The sequence below is a fragment of the Pseudomonas sp. B21-051 genome (assembly GCF_024748795.1).
Taxonomy (GTDB): Bacteria; Pseudomonadota; Gammaproteobacteria; order Pseudomonadales; family Pseudomonadaceae; genus Aquipseudomonas; species Aquipseudomonas putida_A.
The window spans coordinates 3,929,651-3,944,051 of record NZ_CP087166.1 but is presented as its reverse complement, the minus strand read 5'-3'; the positions used below and the strand labels follow the sequence as shown (position 1 = coordinate 3,944,051).

Sequence of the window (14,401 nt, the reverse complement as noted above, 5' to 3'; positions counted from 1 at the left end):
CTGGGCGGGCGTGTGTTGGCGCGGCGGGTTTGCCGAGCACACCCCGGTGGGCTACGCTCACGAAAAGCAAGGGTTTCGGGCTGCGGCCCCTGTCGTACCTGCCCAGGACACGTTTTTGCCAATCCCCATTCACGACCCGCATCAGACTCCCGGCACGCTTAAACGCCTGCCGCTTCGCAAGGCGGCAGCGCTATTCATCGTTGCGGTGTGCCTGTGCCTGTCTGGCTTGCTCTATCTGCAACTGGAGCAGACACGGCGTCAGGATCTGGCCAATGCGCAGATCGCTTCCACCAACCTGACCCGGGCCATGGCGCAGCAGGCCGAAGACACGTTTCTGGCCGCCGACCTGGTGCTTACCAGTCTCGCCGATTGGGTCGAGGACGATGGTTACGGTGCCGCGCAGCGACCTCGTCTGCAAAAAACTTTTGCACGTCGGGTGCAGCAACTGGAGCAGTTGCACGGCATGTTCCTCTTCGATCGCGAGGGCCAGTGGGTGATCACCTCGTTCACCGATCTGCCCCGTGGCAATGGTGTGGCCGACCGCGAATACTTCAGGTTTCACCAGCAGAACGTTTCCACCGTGGCGCACATCGGCCCGGCGATTCGCAGCCGCGAAAATGGCGAGTGGATCATCCCGATCTCCAAACGCATCAACGACCGTGCCGGCAATTTCCAGGGCGTGCTGATGGCCGGGATCAAGATGGCGTACTTCGACCGGTTCTTCAAAAGCTTCAGCCTCGATGACAACGGCATCATGTTTCTCGGGCTCAAGGACGGCACGTTGCTGGCGCGGCGGCCGTTCGACGAAGGCCTGATCGGTTCGTCACTGGCGCAAGGCAGGATTTATCAGAAGTTGCTGCCCGAGGCTCCAGCCGGTACCGCGATGATCAAGTCGGTGGTCGACGGCGTGGTGCGCTTGTATGGCTACCGTCAGTTGGGTTCGTATCCACTGGTGGTCGCGGCAGCGTCGTCGCGCGACACGATTCTCAAGGGTTGGTCCGAGCGGGCCTTTCAGTCCAGCGTGATTGTGGCGCTGGTGATTCTTGGCGTCGGCCTGTTCGGTTGGGTATTCATTCATCAGGTGCGTGATGGCGAGCGTATCGAGAAAAACTTGCGCAAGGCACAGCGCGCACTGGAGCAGATCGCGACCCACGACAGCCTGACGGGGCTGGCGAATCGGCGCCTGTTCGAGCGTTCGCTGGAGATTGAGTTTGCCCGCGGTGCCCGGCAGTCGAGTCCGGTCGGCCTGATCATGCTCGATATCGATTTCTTCAAGCGTTACAACGATGCCTACGGCCATGTGGCGGGCGATCATTGCCTGACGCAGGTAGCGCAGGTGTTGAAGAATTGCTGCCAGCGCAAGGCTGATCTGGCGGTGCGTTACGGTGGCGAGGAGTTTGCGGTGTTGCTGCCGGACACCGACATAAATGGCGTACTGGCGATCGCCGGGCAGATCCGCCGCAGCGTGATGGATAAACGCATCACCCACAGTGGCTCGCCTACCGGTTATCTGACGGTGAGTCTGGGCTGCTATTCGTTCATCCCGAGTGGCAATGACAGTCTGGAAGTGTTTATTCAGCGTGCAGACGCGGCGCTTTATCAGGCGAAACATGCCGGACGCAATCGCGCGGCGGTGTTGTCGCTGGAGGCGGGGGTTGCCGAGTTGATGCGTTCGGATCGCTGAAGTTTCGACGCTTGAACAAGGGTGAGGGAGCAGGCTCCCTCACACAGGCTTATCACCAACCGTAACGCCGGTTCGTTCAGCTGCCCGAGCCACCGCCCGCACCGCCGGTTCCGCCACCGGCCGCGCCCGTGCCGCCGCCAGCCCCCGAGCCCGAACCCATGGCGCCGCCGTTAGTGCCGGTGCCGTTGCCAGAACCAGGGCTACCCGCGCCGTTACTGCCGGCAGGTGCGCCCGGGGTGTTGTCCGGCGGCTTGGGCGTACTTTTGTTGACGTCGGGGTTGGTACTCGATGTGCCAGAGCTGTCGTTCGCCGCGAAGCTGGCAGCCGAGGTGGCGGCGAGCAGGCCGGCGAGTAACAACGAGGTGAGTGTGCGTGTAGTCATGGTACGTCTCCAGAAGGGGTCGGTTACCTGACTTTGGTCTGACTCTTTTACCCGTTGGTGCCGATTGACTGACGAGCGGTTGTCGAGCCTCAGCCTCGATCCTCAGCCAGTTTCTGCTCCAGCGCCTGACGCACCTGCGGCCACTCGTCATCGATGATGCTGAAGCGTACCGAGTTGCGCTTGCGCCCGTCCGGCATGATCCGCTCGTGGCGCACGATGCCTTCCTGTTGCGCACCGAGGCGCAGAATCGCGTTGCGCGACTTCTGGTTGTTCTCGTCGGTGGTGAACTGCACCCGCACGCATTCGAGCACCTCGAAGGCGTGGCGCAACATCAGGTATTTGGCTTCGGTGTTGACGAAGGATTTCTGCCAGCGTGCCGAAATCCAGCTGCTGCCGATTTCCAGTTTGCGATTGAGCGGATCGATCTTCCAGAACCGGGTCGAGCCGATCACTTCGCCGCTATCCTTCAACACAATAACAAACGGCATGACGCTGCCGGCGTCGCGGCCGTCGAGGGCTTTTTTCAGGTAGCTGTCGACGGTGCTCGCCGACGGCACCACGGTGACGGTGAGGTTCCACAGTTCGCCGTCGGCGGCAGCGCGGAGCAGGGCGTCGGCGTCGCTGTACTGAAGTGGACGCAGGATGACGCGCGGGCCTTGCAGCGTGGTGAGCATGGAGTCGAGTCTCGGCAGTTCGGGGCAGTGGCGAGCGCCTATTACGCCGCAGCCAGTTGATCCGATGCAACCACCGCCGTTAGCACAGGGTCACAATTTTCACACCTTGTTCGCCGGAGCCTGAACGATGAAAAACCTGCGGATCGCCACGTTCAACGTCAACGGCCTGCGCGCACGCTTGCCGAACCTGCTGGAATGGCTCAAGCGCGAGCAACCGGACATCGCTTGCCTGCAGGAACTCAAATCAGTCGATAGCGCCTTCCCCGCAGAGGAACTGGAAGCCGCCGGTTACGGCGCGATCTGGCACGGACAGGCGTCGTGGAACGGCGTGGCGATCCTCGCCCGCGATGCGCAACCGCTGGAGAGCCGCCGCGGTCTGCCGGGTGATCCGGACGACAAGCACAGCCGTTATCTGGAGGCGGCGGTGCATGGGGTGCTGGTCGGCTGCCTGTACCTGCCCAACGGCAACCCGCAACCAGGGCCGAAGTTCGACTACAAACTGGCCTGGTTCGAACGCTTGATCCGCTATGCAAAGGATCTGCAAAGCAGCGATCATCCGGTGGTGCTGGCCGGTGATTACAACGTGGTGCCCACTGACATGGACATCTACAACACCCGCTCCTGGCTCAAGGATGCGCTGTTGCAACCCGAAAGCCGCGAGTGTTATCAACGCTTGCTTGATCAGGGCTGGACTGATTCGCTGCGCCATCTGTATCCCGACGATCGCCTCTACACCTTCTGGGATTATTTTCGCCAGCATTGGCAAACCAACTCCGGTCTGCGCATCGATCATCTGCTGCTCAACCCGGCACTCAGTCCGTATCTGCACGAGGCCGGGGTCGACGCCTGGGTGCGCAACGAACCGCACGCCAGCGACCATGCCCCAACCTGGATTCGCATCGGTTCGCGCAAGCGGCGGTAGTGGTGATTGGCGAAATCAATTGTCGGAGTCCGGGGGCGATCCCGTATACATGTCGGCCATCGGCGCAGCAATGCGCGGCCACATGCAAAAGGACTGAGCAATGAGCGAGCCACGTCTGGCGAATCCGACGTTGTACCTGCAACAATTGGGGTTCGACACCCCACCGGCCCCCACGCTGGCAACCCTGCGGCAGTTGCAGTTGCGCCATACCGGCGTGTTTCCCTTCGAGAATCTGTCGACGATCACTGGCGCGCCGGTGCTGATCGATCTGGCGTCGGTCGAACAAAAGGTTCTTCACGGTGGCCGGGGTGGTTACTGCTACGAACTGAACAATCTGTTTCTGGCGTTGTTGCAGGAACTGGGCTTTGAGGCCCGTGGCATTTCCGGGCGCGTGGTGCTGGCGCAACCCGAAGGTACGTGGACGGCGCGTACCCACCGCTTGAGCCTGGTAATCATCGATGGCGAGCGCTACATCACCGACGTTGGCTTTGGCGGTATGGTGCCGACCGCGCCGCTGTTGCTCGATACCGAGGCTGAACAGCCGACGCCGCACGAGTCCTATCGCATCGAGAAACAGGCCGATGGCTACATGCTGCGCGCCAATGTCGCAGGCGAGTGGCGCGCGATGTACCTGTTTGATCTGCAGCGCCAGGAAGACATCGATTACACCCTCGGCAACTGGTACGTCTCGACCCATCCCGATTCACCGTTCGCCAAACGGCTGATGGTTGCGCGCACTGGCGATGGCTGGCGGCGGACCCTGAACAACGGCAGCTTCGCGATTCACCACATGGGCGCCGACAGCGAGCGCCGCGAGGTGGCGGATGTCGATGAGCTGGTTGCGCTGCTGGAGCAGGAGTTCAATCTGCGCCTGCCTGACCAGCTACATGTGCGCCAGTCGCTGGCGCGGATGCTCGTACCGGCCTGATCTCAGGGCTTGGCCTCCGGCTCCAGTACCCGGCGGATTTCCCCGGCCGCCGCCGACAGCTTTTTTTCCAGACTCTTGAGGTCGGTGGCGGTGATGCCTTTCTTGAATTGCCCGGAGTGGGGCGGCTCGACGTCCTGCGTTTTGCTGCCAGCCTCCAGCAGGGCATGGCGCAGGGTGTTGTTGATCACCGTCTGATAACCGAAGCCTTCGTTTTCCGCCACGCTACGGGCGGCTTCGATGACGGCGTCATCGAGCATGATGGTGATGCGGGTCTTGCCCTTGGCGGGCGCCAAGGCACCACGTTTGCCCTGCGAGAAGTCGTATTCGTCTTTCATCGTTCTTCATGCCTCCTGAAAATAAGCGCGACGTTCGCTCGGTGTGGCGACACGTGCAGAAATGATTCGTACGACGTTGCCTTCGCGATAGCTGTACGCAACCACCAGCAAACGCCCTCTGCCGTCGAGGCCGAGGGTGATCCAGCGCTGTTCGTCATGGTCGTTGTCCTCGATCGTCAGCGCGCGTTCGTCGTGAAAGACCGGCTCGGTCTCGGCAAGGCTGACTCCCCTGTGCTTGAGTTTGTTGGCCGCGTTCTTGCTTTTGTCGTACTGAATTTCGAATGACTTCATTATGCATACTTTATATGTATAAAAAAGAGCGCCGGTGCACCGCTGGTCGCCATGAATACTTCAGCCTAGTGGGATAAAAACCGGGGACAGGAGGGGATGTGTTGCCGGATTTGTGAGAGATGGAGGTGGCGAGATAGAAGCTTGGGTGGCTACCTATCCATTATGTGACTGATAAGTTGTATACAACTCTATGGACATTTGTCCCGACTATTGAATACAGTGTGCGCATAACAAAAACCAGGGAACCCCCACATGAAAACGCCCCATGTTTCACACCAACGGCCCGAGGACGAAAATCTCGGGGTCGGCGCGAATATGGCTTACGGCCTGCAACATGTTCTGACCATGTACGGCGGTATCGTTGCGGTGCCACTGATCATCGGCCAGGCGGCCGGGCTGTCGCCGGCGGACATTGGTCTGTTGATTGCTGCTTCATTGTTTGCGGGGGGGCTGGCGACACTGCTGCAAACCCTGGGTCTACCGTTTTTTGGCTGTCAGTTGCCGCTGGTGCAGGGCGTGTCGTTCTCCGGTGTGGCGACCATGGTCGCGATCGTCAGCAGTGGCGGGGAGGGCGGCTTCCAGTCGGTGCTGGGCGCGGTGATTGCCGCGTCGTTGATCGGCTTGCTGATCACTCCGGTGTTCTCGCGAATCACCAAGTTTTTCCCTCCACTGGTCACCGGCATCGTGATCACTACCATTGGCCTGACGTTGATGCCGGTGGCCGCACGTTGGGCCATGGGGGGCAACAGCCACGCGCCGGACTTCGGCAGCATGCAGAACATCGGTCTGGCGGCCGTGACGCTGGTGCTGGTGTTGCTGCTGAGCAAAGTCGGCAGCTCGACCATCTCGCGTCTGTCGATCCTGTTGGCCATGGTGATCGGCACAGTTGTGGCGGTGTTCCTCGGCATGGCCGATTTCTCCAGTGTCACCCAAGGGCCGATGTTCGGCTTCCCGACGCCGCTCCACTTTGGCATGCCGACCTTCCACTTCGCCGCGATCCTGTCGATGTGCATCGTGGTCATGGTGACCCTGGTGGAAACCTCGGCGGACATTCTGGCGGTCGGTGAGATCATCGGCACCAAGGTCGACTCCAAACGCCTGGGCAACGGTCTGCGCGCGGACATGCTGTCGAGCATGTTTGCGCCGATCTTCGGTTCGTTCACCCAGAGCGCCTTCGCGCAGAACGTCGGGCTGGTGGCGGTGACCGGGATCAAGAGCCGTTTTGTGGTGGCCACAGGCGGTATCTTCCTGGTGATTCTCGGTCTGCTGCCGTTCATGGGCCGGGTGATCGCCGCGGTGCCGACGTCGGTGCTGGGCGGCGCCGGTATCGTGCTGTTCGGTACGGTGGCGGCGAGCGGGATTCGCACGCTGTCGAAGGTCGATTACCGCAATAACGTCAACCTGATCATCGTCGCCACCTCGATCGGCTTCGGCATGATCCCGATTGCCGCGCCGAACTTCTACGATCATTTCCCGAGCTGGTTCGCGACCATTTTCCACTCGGGCATCAGCTCGTCGGCGATCATGGCGATTGTGCTGAACCTGACCTTCAACCACTTCACTGCCGGCAACTCGGACCAGCAGTCGGTGTTTGCCGCCGCGGAAGAGCGCACCCTGCGTTATCGCGACCTGGCGGCGCTGCGTGAGGGCGATTACTTCAGTGACGGCAAGCTGCATGATTGCGATGGCAAGGAAGTGCCGGTGATCGAGCCTGATGATCACGATCATGGGCATGGCGCGCCGAAGACCCAGATGAAGAGCAGCGAACACGTTTGATCGCTGACTGGATGAAAAGGCCGATCTGTTGTGAGACAGATCGGCCTTTTTGGTTTGAAGAGCAAAAGATCGCAGCCTGCGGCAGCTCCTACAGGGAGCGCATTCGAAATGCAGGAGCTGCCGCAGGCTGCGATCTTTTGACTTTTCGAGCGCCCACAAAAAAGCCCCTGAATCTTTCGATTCAGGGGCTTTGCTATTTGGCTCCACAACCTGGACTCGAACCAGGGACCCAATGATTAACAGTCATTTGCTCTACCAACTGAGCTATTGCGGAATTGGTGCGTATGTTACTGATTCAAAAAGAGAAGTCAAGCGTCGAGTGTAAATTTTCTGCGGTCGGCAGGACGGACGGTGATTTGTCAGTGATTGGCGGTTACCAGAAAACCATCGGCGGTCTACCATGGGGCCCCGGAAGTGGTCACACGCGCTGCCGGCCATTCGCCGAAAAGGTACGCGCCATGAAGCCTGCAATTCGCAACAACGAGGTGCTCGCATGAGCATCGCGCAAATCAGTCTGCCCAAGGGTGTTGGCCCCCACGCCGAGAAACTCTTCGACGCAATCACTCAGGCCGGCACATCTGAGGAGCTCAATCGCGCTGGCGGCAAGGCCGAAGGTTTCGTGCTCGGCCTGGAAAGCACCAAGGCGATCAAAAGCCAGATCGCCGAATCGCTGTACGTCGTGTATGACGATGCCGCGAGTCAGCGCGCGAGCGAACTGGCTTAACTGCCGAAGGTAATCGTTCCGAGCAGCAATTTGGCGTACGCTGCGGTGGCCGCCAGTTGCACCAGCCACAGGGCGAGACCGCCGAGAAACACCCCGGCGGCGACTTGCAGCACCAGACTTTTTTCGCGTTTGGCCGTGGCGCGGGGGATGAAGTCATCCAGGTCGTCACGGTCGGCGCGCAGGTTGTCGTTTTTCATTTGGGTTCTCATTAAATTCCTGGTTGTATACGAAGCCTGTGGGAGCGAGCCTGCTCGCGAATGCTGTCAGCCACCAACAATGGCGACTGACCCACCGCATTCGCGAGCAGGCTCGCTCCCACAATTCAGATTTGTGTGCAGTTTAGAGGGAATGTTGCATTCCTTCGGACAAATAAAAAACGGGAAGCCCCAAGGCTTCCCGTTTTTCATTGCCAGGCGAAATCAGATGACCTGAACGATCGCATCCGTTACCGCTTTGATGTTGCTCTGGTTCAGTGCCGCGACGCAGATGCGGCCGGTGTCCAGGGCGTAGATGCCGAACTCGTTGCGCAGGCGGTGCACCTGTTCGGTGGTCAGGCCGGAGTAGGAGAACATGCCGCGCTGACGACCGACGAAGCTGAAGTCACGCTGCGGGGCTTTTTCGGCCAGCAGGGCAACCATCTGCTCGCGCATGCCGCGAATGCGCAGGCGCATTTCTGCCAGTTCCGCTTCCCACTGGGCGCGCAGTTCCGGGCTGTTCAACACGGCGGCGACGATGCTTGCACCGTGAGTCGGCGGGTTGGAGTAGTTGGTGCGGATCACACGCTTGACCTGCGACAGCACGCGCGCGCTTTCTTCTTTCGACTCGCTGACGATCGACAATGCACCAACGCGCTCGCCGTACAGCGAGAACGACTTGGAGAACGAGCTCGAAACGAAGAAGGTCAGGCCCGATTCAGCGAACAGACGCACGGCTGCGGCGTCTTCGTCGATGCCGTCGCCGAAACCTTGGTAAGCCATGTCGAGGAACGGCACGTGACCTTTGGCCTTGACCACGTCCAGTACGTTTTTCCAGTCGGCCGGGGTCAGGTCGACGCCGGTCGGGTTGTGGCAGCAGGCGTGCAGCACAACGATCGAGCCGTTCGGCAGGGCGTTGAGGTCGTCGAGCATGCCGGCACGATTCACGTCGTGGGTGGCGGCGTCGTAGTAACGGTAGTTCTGCACCGGGAAGCCAGCGGTTTCGAACAGCGCGCGGTGGTTTTCCCAGCTCGGGTCGCTGATCGCCACGACGGCGTTCGGCAGCAGTTGCTTGAGGAAGTCGGCACCGATTTTCAGCGCGCCGGTACCGCCGACCGCTTGAGTGGTGACGATGCGACCGGCAGCGATCAGCGGCGAGTCGTTACCGAACAGCAGCTTTTGCACCGCCTGGTCGTAGGCGGCGATGCCGTCGATCGGCAGGTAGCCACGGGAGGCGTGCTGAGCAGCGCGAATGGTTTCGGCTTCGATCACCGCGCGCAGCAGGGGAATTCGCCCCTCTTCGTTGCAGTAAACACCTACACCCAGGTTGACCTTGGTGGTCCGGGTATCGGCGTTGAATGCTTCGTTGAGGCCCAGGATTGGATCGCGGGGTGCCATTTCGACAGCGGAGAACAGGCTCATTATTACGGCGGCTCTGAATGGAGAGTGGAGGGACGTGTCGCGCTCCAGCCGAATGCACTAGAGCGGTGCACAAACGGGGAGCTAGTATAGAGGCCATCACTGAGCAATGGCGACAGGCGATTCAGCTTTTCCGGCAAGTTTTTCCGATTATTTCTTGACCGTTAGTCGATTGACTCTGTCAGAGACTTTACCGGATGTAGGACGTTTGCCTTGAAAGGCGAGGCAATCGGCTCCACATTGAGCACAATCTTCGTTTTTCCTTGGGCGACAACGGTCGTTTGCGGTCATCCCCGCGGCTCGGCTGTTTTCTGCGCGAGCCGCGATCCCAGAGGTGTGTATGTCCGAATTCCAGCTAGTCACCCGCTTCGAGCCCGCCGGCGATCAGCCAGAAGCGATCCGCCAATTGGTCGAGGGCATCGAAGCCGGGCTGGCGCACCAGACGCTGCTCGGTGTGACCGGCTCGGGCAAGACCTTCAGCATCGCCAACGTCATCTCGCAGGTACAACGCCCGACGCTGGTGCTGGCGCCGAACAAGACCCTCGCCGCGCAACTGTATGGCGAGTTCAAGGCGTTCTTCCCGAACAACGCGGTCGAGTATTTCGTTTCCTACTACGACTACTACCAGCCCGAAGCCTATGTGCCGTCGTCCGACACCTTCATCGAGAAGGACGCGTCGATCAACGACCACATCGAACAGATGCGCCTGTCGGCGACCAAGGCGTTGCTCGAGCGCAAGGACGCGATCATCGTCACCACGGTGTCTTGCATCTACGGTCTCGGTAGCCCGGAAACCTATCTGAAGATGGTGCTGCACGTCGATCGCGGCGACAAACTCGATCAGCGCGCCTTGCTGCGGCGTCTGGCCGACCTGCAGTACACCCGCAACGACATGGATTTTGCCCGCGCGACTTTCCGGGTACGCGGCGACGTGATCGACATCTATCCGGCGGAATCCGATCTGGAAGCGATCCGCATCGAACTGTTCGATGACGAGGTCGAGAGCATTTCCGCGTTCGACCCGCTGACCGGCGAAGTCATCCGCAAGATGCCGCGCTTCACCTTCTACCCGAAGAGTCACTACGTGACGCCGCGCGAGACCCTGCTCGACGCCATCGAACACATCAAAGTCGAATTGCAGGAACGCCTCGAATACCTGCGCAGCAACAACAAACTGGTCGAAGCCCAGCGACTCGAACAGCGCACCCGTTTCGACCTGGAAATGATCCTCGAACTGGGTTACTGCAACGGCATCGAAAACTACTCGCGCTACCTGTCCGGACGTCCGGCCGGTGCCGCGCCGCCGACGCTGTACGACTATCTGCCAGCCGACGCCTTGCTGGTGATCGACGAGTCCCACGTCAGCGTGCCGCAAGTCGGCGCGATGTATAAGGGCGACCGTTCGCGTAAAGAAACCCTGGTCGAATACGGCTTCCGCCTGCCGTCGGCGCTGGACAACCGGCCGATGCGCTTTGACGAGTGGGAAGGGGTCAGCCCGCAGACCATTTTCGTCTCGGCGACGCCGGGCAACTACGAGGCCGAGCATGCCGGTCGCGTGGTCGAACAAGTGGTGCGTCCGACCGGTCTGGTCGACCCGCAAGTCGAGGTGCGTCCGGCGCTGACCCAGGTCGATGACTTGCTCTCGGAAATCACCAAGCGCGTGGCGGTCGAGGAGCGGGTGCTGGTCACCACGCTGACCAAACGCATGGCCGAAGACCTCACCGATTACCTCGCCGACCACGGCGTGCGCGTGCGTTATCTGCACTCGGACATCGACACCGTCGAGCGGGTCGAAATCATCCGCGACCTGCGTCTGGGCACCTTCGATGTGCTGGTGGGGATCAACCTGCTGCGCGAAGGTCTGGACATGCCGGAAGTGTCGCTGGTGGCAATTCTCGACGCGGACAAGGAAGGCTTCCTGCGTTCCGAGCGCTCGCTGATCCAGACCATCGGCCGGGCCGCGCGGAACCTCAATGGCCGGGCGATTCTCTACGCCGATCGCATCACCGGCTCGATGGAGCGGGCGATCGGCGAGACCGAGCGTCGTCGCGACAAGCAGATCGCCTTCAACCTGGAAAACGGCATCACCCCGAAGGGCGTGTTCAAGGACGTCGCCGACATCATGGAAGGCGCCACCGTGCCCGGCTCACGCAGCAAGAAGCGCAAGGGCATGGCCAAGGCTGCCGAAGAAAACGCCAAGTACGAAGCCGAACTGCGCTCGCCGAGCGAAATCACCAAACGCATTCGCGCACTGGAAGAGAAGATGTACCAGTTGGCGCGGGATCTGGAGTTCGAAGCGGCGGCGCAGATGCGCGATGAGATTGCCAAGTTGCGCGAGCGGCTTTTGGCTGTCTGAAGCCTGATGCTAAACCTGTAGGAGCTGCCGAAGGCTGCGATCTTTTGATCTTGTTTTTTTACAATCAAAAGCAAAAGATCGCAGCCTTCGGCAGCTCCTACAGGTAGGGTGGTGTTCAGTTTAATGCGCTTCCCCAGCCTTCAACCCTTGCGGCAATTTCTTGGTCAACAAGATCGCCAGCATGCTGACCCCCAGTGCAATCCCGACAAAATGAAACGCATCGTTGTAGGCCATGATCAGTGCCTGCTGATGGACTATCTCACTCAGCTTGCCCAGCGCCGCCGTGTCACTGCCAAAGCGGTCGGTCATCGATGCCAGTCGCTCGGCCACTTGCGGATTGGTCGGCACCACCGCTTCACGCAAATAATCGAAGTAGGTCTTGGTCCGTGCATCCAATAGCGTGGCGAGCAGGGCGATGCCGATCGCGCCGCCGAGGTTGCGCAGGATGTTGAACAGGCTCGACGCCGAGCCCGCGTCCTGCGGCAGGATGTACGCCGTGGCGATCAACGAAATTGTGACCATGATCAGCGGCTGACCCAGCGCGCGGATGATCTGGATCTGATTGAACTGCGGCCCGGCGAAGTCCGGGTTGAGCACCCCCGACGAAAAACTCGCTAGACCGAACAGCCCGAAGCCCAGGGTGCACAGCCATTTCGGCGAAACGAACTTCATCAGCTTCGGCACCAGCGGAATCAGGAACAGCTGCGGCACGCCCATCCACATGATCACTTCGCCGATCTGCAGGGCGTTGTAATTCTGGATCTGCGCCAGGTACAGCGGCAGCAGATAGATTGAGCCATACAGCCCGACGCCCATGCCGAGGCTGGAAATGCTCGACAGGCCGAAGTTGCGATTGCGCAGGATGCCGAGGTTGATCAGCGGGTTGGGTTTCGAAATCTGCACGATGACGAAGGTGATCAGGCTGAGGAGGGCGATGCTGCCGAGGGTCACGATCAGGTTCGATTCGAGCCAGTCCTTGCGATGGCCCTCTTCAAGAAACACCTGCAGGCAGCCGAGGCCGACACCCAGTGTGAGAATTCCGGTGTAGTCAGTGCTTTTCAGCAGTTCCCAGTGCGCTTCCTTCTTCTCCAGCCCGTACATCAGCCCGGCGATCATGATCAGCCCCGGCGGGATGTTGATGTAGAAGATGTATTCCCAGCCCCAGTTTTCCGTGAGCCAGCCGCCAAGCGTAGGGCCGATGGACGGGGCGAAGGTCGCGGTCATGGCGAACATCGCCATGCCTTTGGCGCGGTGGTGTTCGGGAAGTTTGATCAGGGTCAGGGTGAACGCCAGCGGGATCAGCGCGCCGCCGGTGAAGCCCTGCATGGCGCGAAACACGATCATGCTTTCAAGGCTCCAGGCCATCGAGCACAGCAGCGATGACACCAGAAACCCCAGCGACACCCACACCGCCAGGCGCCGTGCCGAGAGCAACTGCACCAGCCACGCGGTCAGCGGAATCATGATGATTTCCGCGACCAGATACGAGGTAGAAATCCACGAGCCTTCTTCCAGCGTCGCCGAGAGCGCGCCCTGAATGTCCTTGAGCGAAGAGTTGGTGATCTGGATGTCGAGCACTGCCATAAAGGCGCCGAGCATCACGCTCATCACCGCGATCCAGTCGCGCCGGGTCGGTTCGCCGACCGGGCGGATCAGCGAATCACCGGCCATTGTCTGGGGCGTCTTTGATATTCACGGTGGCGGTGACCGACATGCCCGGGCGGATCTTGCCGTGCAACGGGTTATCGGCCTTGAAGGTCAGCTTCACCGGAATCCGCTGCACGACTTTGGTGAAGTTGCCGGTGGCGTTGTCCGGCGGCAGCAGGCTGAACTGCGCACCGGAGGCGGCGAACAGACTGTCGACCCGCGCTTCGATCGGCGTGTCGCTGTAGGCATCGAAAGTCAGCTCGGCTTTCTGTCCGGGCTGCATGTGGCCAATCTGGGTTTCCTTGAAGTTGGCCTGCACCCAGATGTCTTCGTCCGGGACGATCGACAGCAGATACGCGCCGGCCTGCACCACTTGGCCATTGCGTGCGGCGCGCTGGCCGACCATGCCGCTGATCGGCGCGTGGATTTCGCTGCGGGTCAGGTTGAGCTCGGCTTGCGCTAGATCGGCGCGGGCGTTGGCGATCTGCGCGTCGAGGCGTTTGATCTCGGCAGTCAGTGCGTTGACCTGCTGGCGCTGGCTCTGCGCATCGGCCTGGGCCTTGGCCACTTGCGAACGGGCGATATGCGCGTCAGCGGAGAGGGTGGTCACTCGTTCTTCGGAAACGTAGCCGGGTTTGCGCAGGGTTTCAGCACGCGATAAATCCATCTGCGAGCGGCCCAGCGTGGCTTGGGTGGTCGCCACTTGCGCGTCACTGGCGGCGATCAGGCTCGATTGCTGCGTCAATTTGCTCTGTGCCTGCAAACGCTCGGCTTCGCGGGTGGCGAGGGAGGCATTGGCGCGGTCGACGGCGAGGCGGAAATCATTGGGTTCAAGGCGCACCAGCAACTGGCCTTTTTCCACGTGCTGGTTGTCCTGCACCAGCACTTCATCGATGCGCGCACTCAACTGGCTGGAGACGCGGGTGATCTCGCCCTGGACATAGGCGTTATCGGTGCTTTCATAAAAGCGCCCCTTGAAAAACCAATGGGCGAAGAAGCCCCCGGCAATCAACAGCACCAGGAGCAGGAAAATAAACAGGCGACGCTTGAGTTGGGCAGGCATGAGGCA

Annotated in this window: 14 protein-coding genes and 1 tRNA gene; 6 read left to right on the top strand and 9 right to left on the bottom strand. The window is 60.6% G+C overall.

Features of this window, described 5'->3' with window-relative positions; translation table 11 throughout:
- Positions 1-115: 115 nt before the first annotated feature.
- Positions 116-1,684: a sensor domain-containing diguanylate cyclase gene (locus LOY52_RS17615; RefSeq protein ID WP_202370429.1), complete on the top strand. Its 1,569-nt coding sequence runs from the start codon at positions 116-118 to the stop codon at positions 1,682-1,684.
- Positions 1,685-1,760: 76 nt separating this feature from the next.
- On the opposite strand, the gene LOY52_RS17610 is transcribed toward LOY52_RS17615, so the two are convergent.
- Entirely contained in the window at positions 1,761-2,066 is a 306-nt protein-coding gene (locus LOY52_RS17610) for a hypothetical protein (protein WP_003226473.1), read from the bottom strand.
- Between the two features lie 89 nt (positions 2,067-2,155).
- A complete protein-coding gene (locus LOY52_RS17605; protein ID WP_258675287.1) occupies positions 2,156-2,740 on the bottom strand; it encodes a GNAT family N-acetyltransferase in 585 nt (194 codons plus the stop codon).
- Between the two features lie 127 nt (positions 2,741-2,867).
- Here LOY52_RS17605 and xth point away from each other — a divergent pair, with 127 nt between their 5' ends.
- Complete coding sequence (gene xth / locus LOY52_RS17600) at positions 2,868-3,662, top strand: exodeoxyribonuclease III (protein ID WP_258675285.1); 795 nt, start codon at positions 2,868-2,870, stop codon at positions 3,660-3,662.
- Positions 3,663-3,762: 100 nt separating this feature from the next.
- Entirely contained in the window at positions 3,763-4,590 is an 828-nt protein-coding gene (locus LOY52_RS17595) for an arylamine N-acetyltransferase (protein WP_258675277.1), read from the top strand.
- A 2-nt stretch (positions 4,591-4,592) separates the two neighbouring features.
- Here the strand turns inward: LOY52_RS17595 and LOY52_RS17590 are convergent, their stop codons facing one another.
- Both LOY52_RS17590 and LOY52_RS17585 read right to left on the bottom strand, forming a co-directional pair.
- Complete coding sequence (locus LOY52_RS17590) at positions 4,593-4,925, bottom strand: BrnA antitoxin family protein (RefSeq protein WP_258675274.1); 333 nt, start codon at positions 4,923-4,925, stop codon at positions 4,593-4,595.
- A 6-nt stretch (positions 4,926-4,931) separates the two neighbouring features.
- Positions 4,932-5,216 carry a BrnT family toxin gene (locus tag LOY52_RS17585; RefSeq protein WP_258675272.1) on the bottom strand — a complete coding sequence of 95 codons (285 nt, stop codon included), beginning with the start codon at positions 5,214-5,216 and terminating at the stop codon, positions 4,932-4,934.
- Positions 5,217-5,468: 252 nt separating this feature from the next.
- On the opposite strand from LOY52_RS17585, the gene LOY52_RS17580 reads away from it, so the two are divergent.
- Positions 5,469-6,992 carry a nucleobase:cation symporter-2 family protein gene (locus LOY52_RS17580; RefSeq protein WP_258675269.1) on the top strand — a complete coding sequence of 508 codons (1,524 nt, stop codon included), beginning with the start codon at positions 5,469-5,471 and terminating at the stop codon, positions 6,990-6,992.
- Between the two features lie 198 nt (positions 6,993-7,190).
- Here the strand turns inward: LOY52_RS17580 and LOY52_RS17575 are convergent.
- A tRNA-Asn gene (locus LOY52_RS17575) sits at positions 7,191-7,266 on the bottom strand.
- A gap of 219 nt (positions 7,267-7,485) precedes the next feature.
- On the opposite strand from LOY52_RS17575, the gene LOY52_RS17570 reads away from it, so the two are divergent.
- Complete coding sequence (locus tag LOY52_RS17570; protein ID WP_258675267.1) at positions 7,486-7,716, top strand: hypothetical protein; 231 nt, start codon at positions 7,486-7,488, stop codon at positions 7,714-7,716.
- On the opposite strand, the gene LOY52_RS17565 is transcribed toward LOY52_RS17570, so the two are convergent.
- Entirely contained in the window at positions 7,713-7,913 is a 201-nt protein-coding gene (locus LOY52_RS17565) for a hypothetical protein (protein ID WP_258675265.1), read from the bottom strand. The genes LOY52_RS17570 and LOY52_RS17565 overlap by 4 nt on opposite strands.
- Before the next feature lie 222 nt (positions 7,914-8,135).
- A complete protein-coding gene (locus LOY52_RS17560; protein ID WP_027611521.1) occupies positions 8,136-9,332 on the bottom strand; it encodes an amino acid aminotransferase in 1,197 nt (398 codons plus the stop codon).
- Positions 9,333-9,669: 337 nt separating this feature from the next.
- Between LOY52_RS17560 and uvrB the strand changes: the two genes are divergently transcribed.
- A complete protein-coding gene (gene uvrB / locus LOY52_RS17555) occupies positions 9,670-11,685 on the top strand; it encodes an excinuclease ABC subunit UvrB (RefSeq protein WP_007969222.1) in 2,016 nt (671 codons plus the stop codon).
- Positions 11,686-11,805: 120 nt separating this feature from the next.
- Here the strand turns inward: uvrB and LOY52_RS17550 are convergent, their stop codons facing one another.
- Positions 11,806-13,296 carry an MDR family MFS transporter gene (locus LOY52_RS17550; protein WP_258679896.1) on the bottom strand — a complete coding sequence of 497 codons (1,491 nt, stop codon included), beginning with the start codon at positions 13,294-13,296 and terminating at the stop codon, positions 11,806-11,808.
- A gap of 49 nt (positions 13,297-13,345) precedes the next feature.
- Positions 13,346-14,395, bottom strand: a complete 1,050-nt coding sequence (locus LOY52_RS17545; RefSeq protein ID WP_139055558.1) for an HlyD family secretion protein — start codon at positions 14,393-14,395, stop codon at positions 13,346-13,348.
- Positions 14,396-14,401: the final 6 nt, after the last annotated feature.

Excerpts from the sequence above, each read along its gene's own strand:
- LOY52_RS17595 (WP_258675277.1), top strand. The coding sequence starts at position 3,763 with ATGAGCGAGCCACGTCTGGCGAATCCGACGTTGTACCTGCAACAATTG.
- LOY52_RS17580 (WP_258675269.1), top strand. The coding sequence starts at position 5,469 with ATGAAAACGCCCCATGTTTCACACCAACGGCCCGAGGACGAAAATCTC.
- LOY52_RS17590 (WP_258675274.1), bottom strand. The coding sequence starts at position 4,925 with ATGAAAGACGAATACGACTTCTCGCAGGGCAAACGTGGTGCCTTGGCG.
- LOY52_RS17605 (WP_258675287.1), bottom strand. The coding sequence starts at position 2,740 with ATGCTCACCACGCTGCAAGGCCCGCGCGTCATCCTGCGTCCACTTCAG.
- xth (WP_258675285.1), top strand. The coding sequence starts at position 2,868 with ATGAAAAACCTGCGGATCGCCACGTTCAACGTCAACGGCCTGCGCGCA.
- LOY52_RS17560 (WP_027611521.1), bottom strand. The coding sequence starts at position 9,332 with ATGAGCCTGTTCTCCGCTGTCGAAATGGCACCCCGCGATCCAATCCTG.
- LOY52_RS17570 (WP_258675267.1), top strand. The coding sequence starts at position 7,486 with ATGAGCATCGCGCAAATCAGTCTGCCCAAGGGTGTTGGCCCCCACGCC.
- LOY52_RS17545 (WP_139055558.1), bottom strand. The coding sequence starts at position 14,395 with ATGCCTGCCCAACTCAAGCGTCGCCTGTTTATTTTCCTGCTCCTGGTG.
- LOY52_RS17565 (WP_258675265.1), bottom strand. The coding sequence starts at position 7,913 with ATGAAAAACGACAACCTGCGCGCCGACCGTGACGACCTGGATGACTTC.
- uvrB (WP_007969222.1), top strand. The coding sequence starts at position 9,670 with ATGTCCGAATTCCAGCTAGTCACCCGCTTCGAGCCCGCCGGCGATCAG.
- LOY52_RS17585 (WP_258675272.1), bottom strand. The coding sequence starts at position 5,216 with ATGAAGTCATTCGAAATTCAGTACGACAAAAGCAAGAACGCGGCCAAC.
- LOY52_RS17610 (WP_003226473.1), bottom strand. The coding sequence starts at position 2,066 with ATGACTACACGCACACTCACCTCGTTGTTACTCGCCGGCCTGCTCGCC.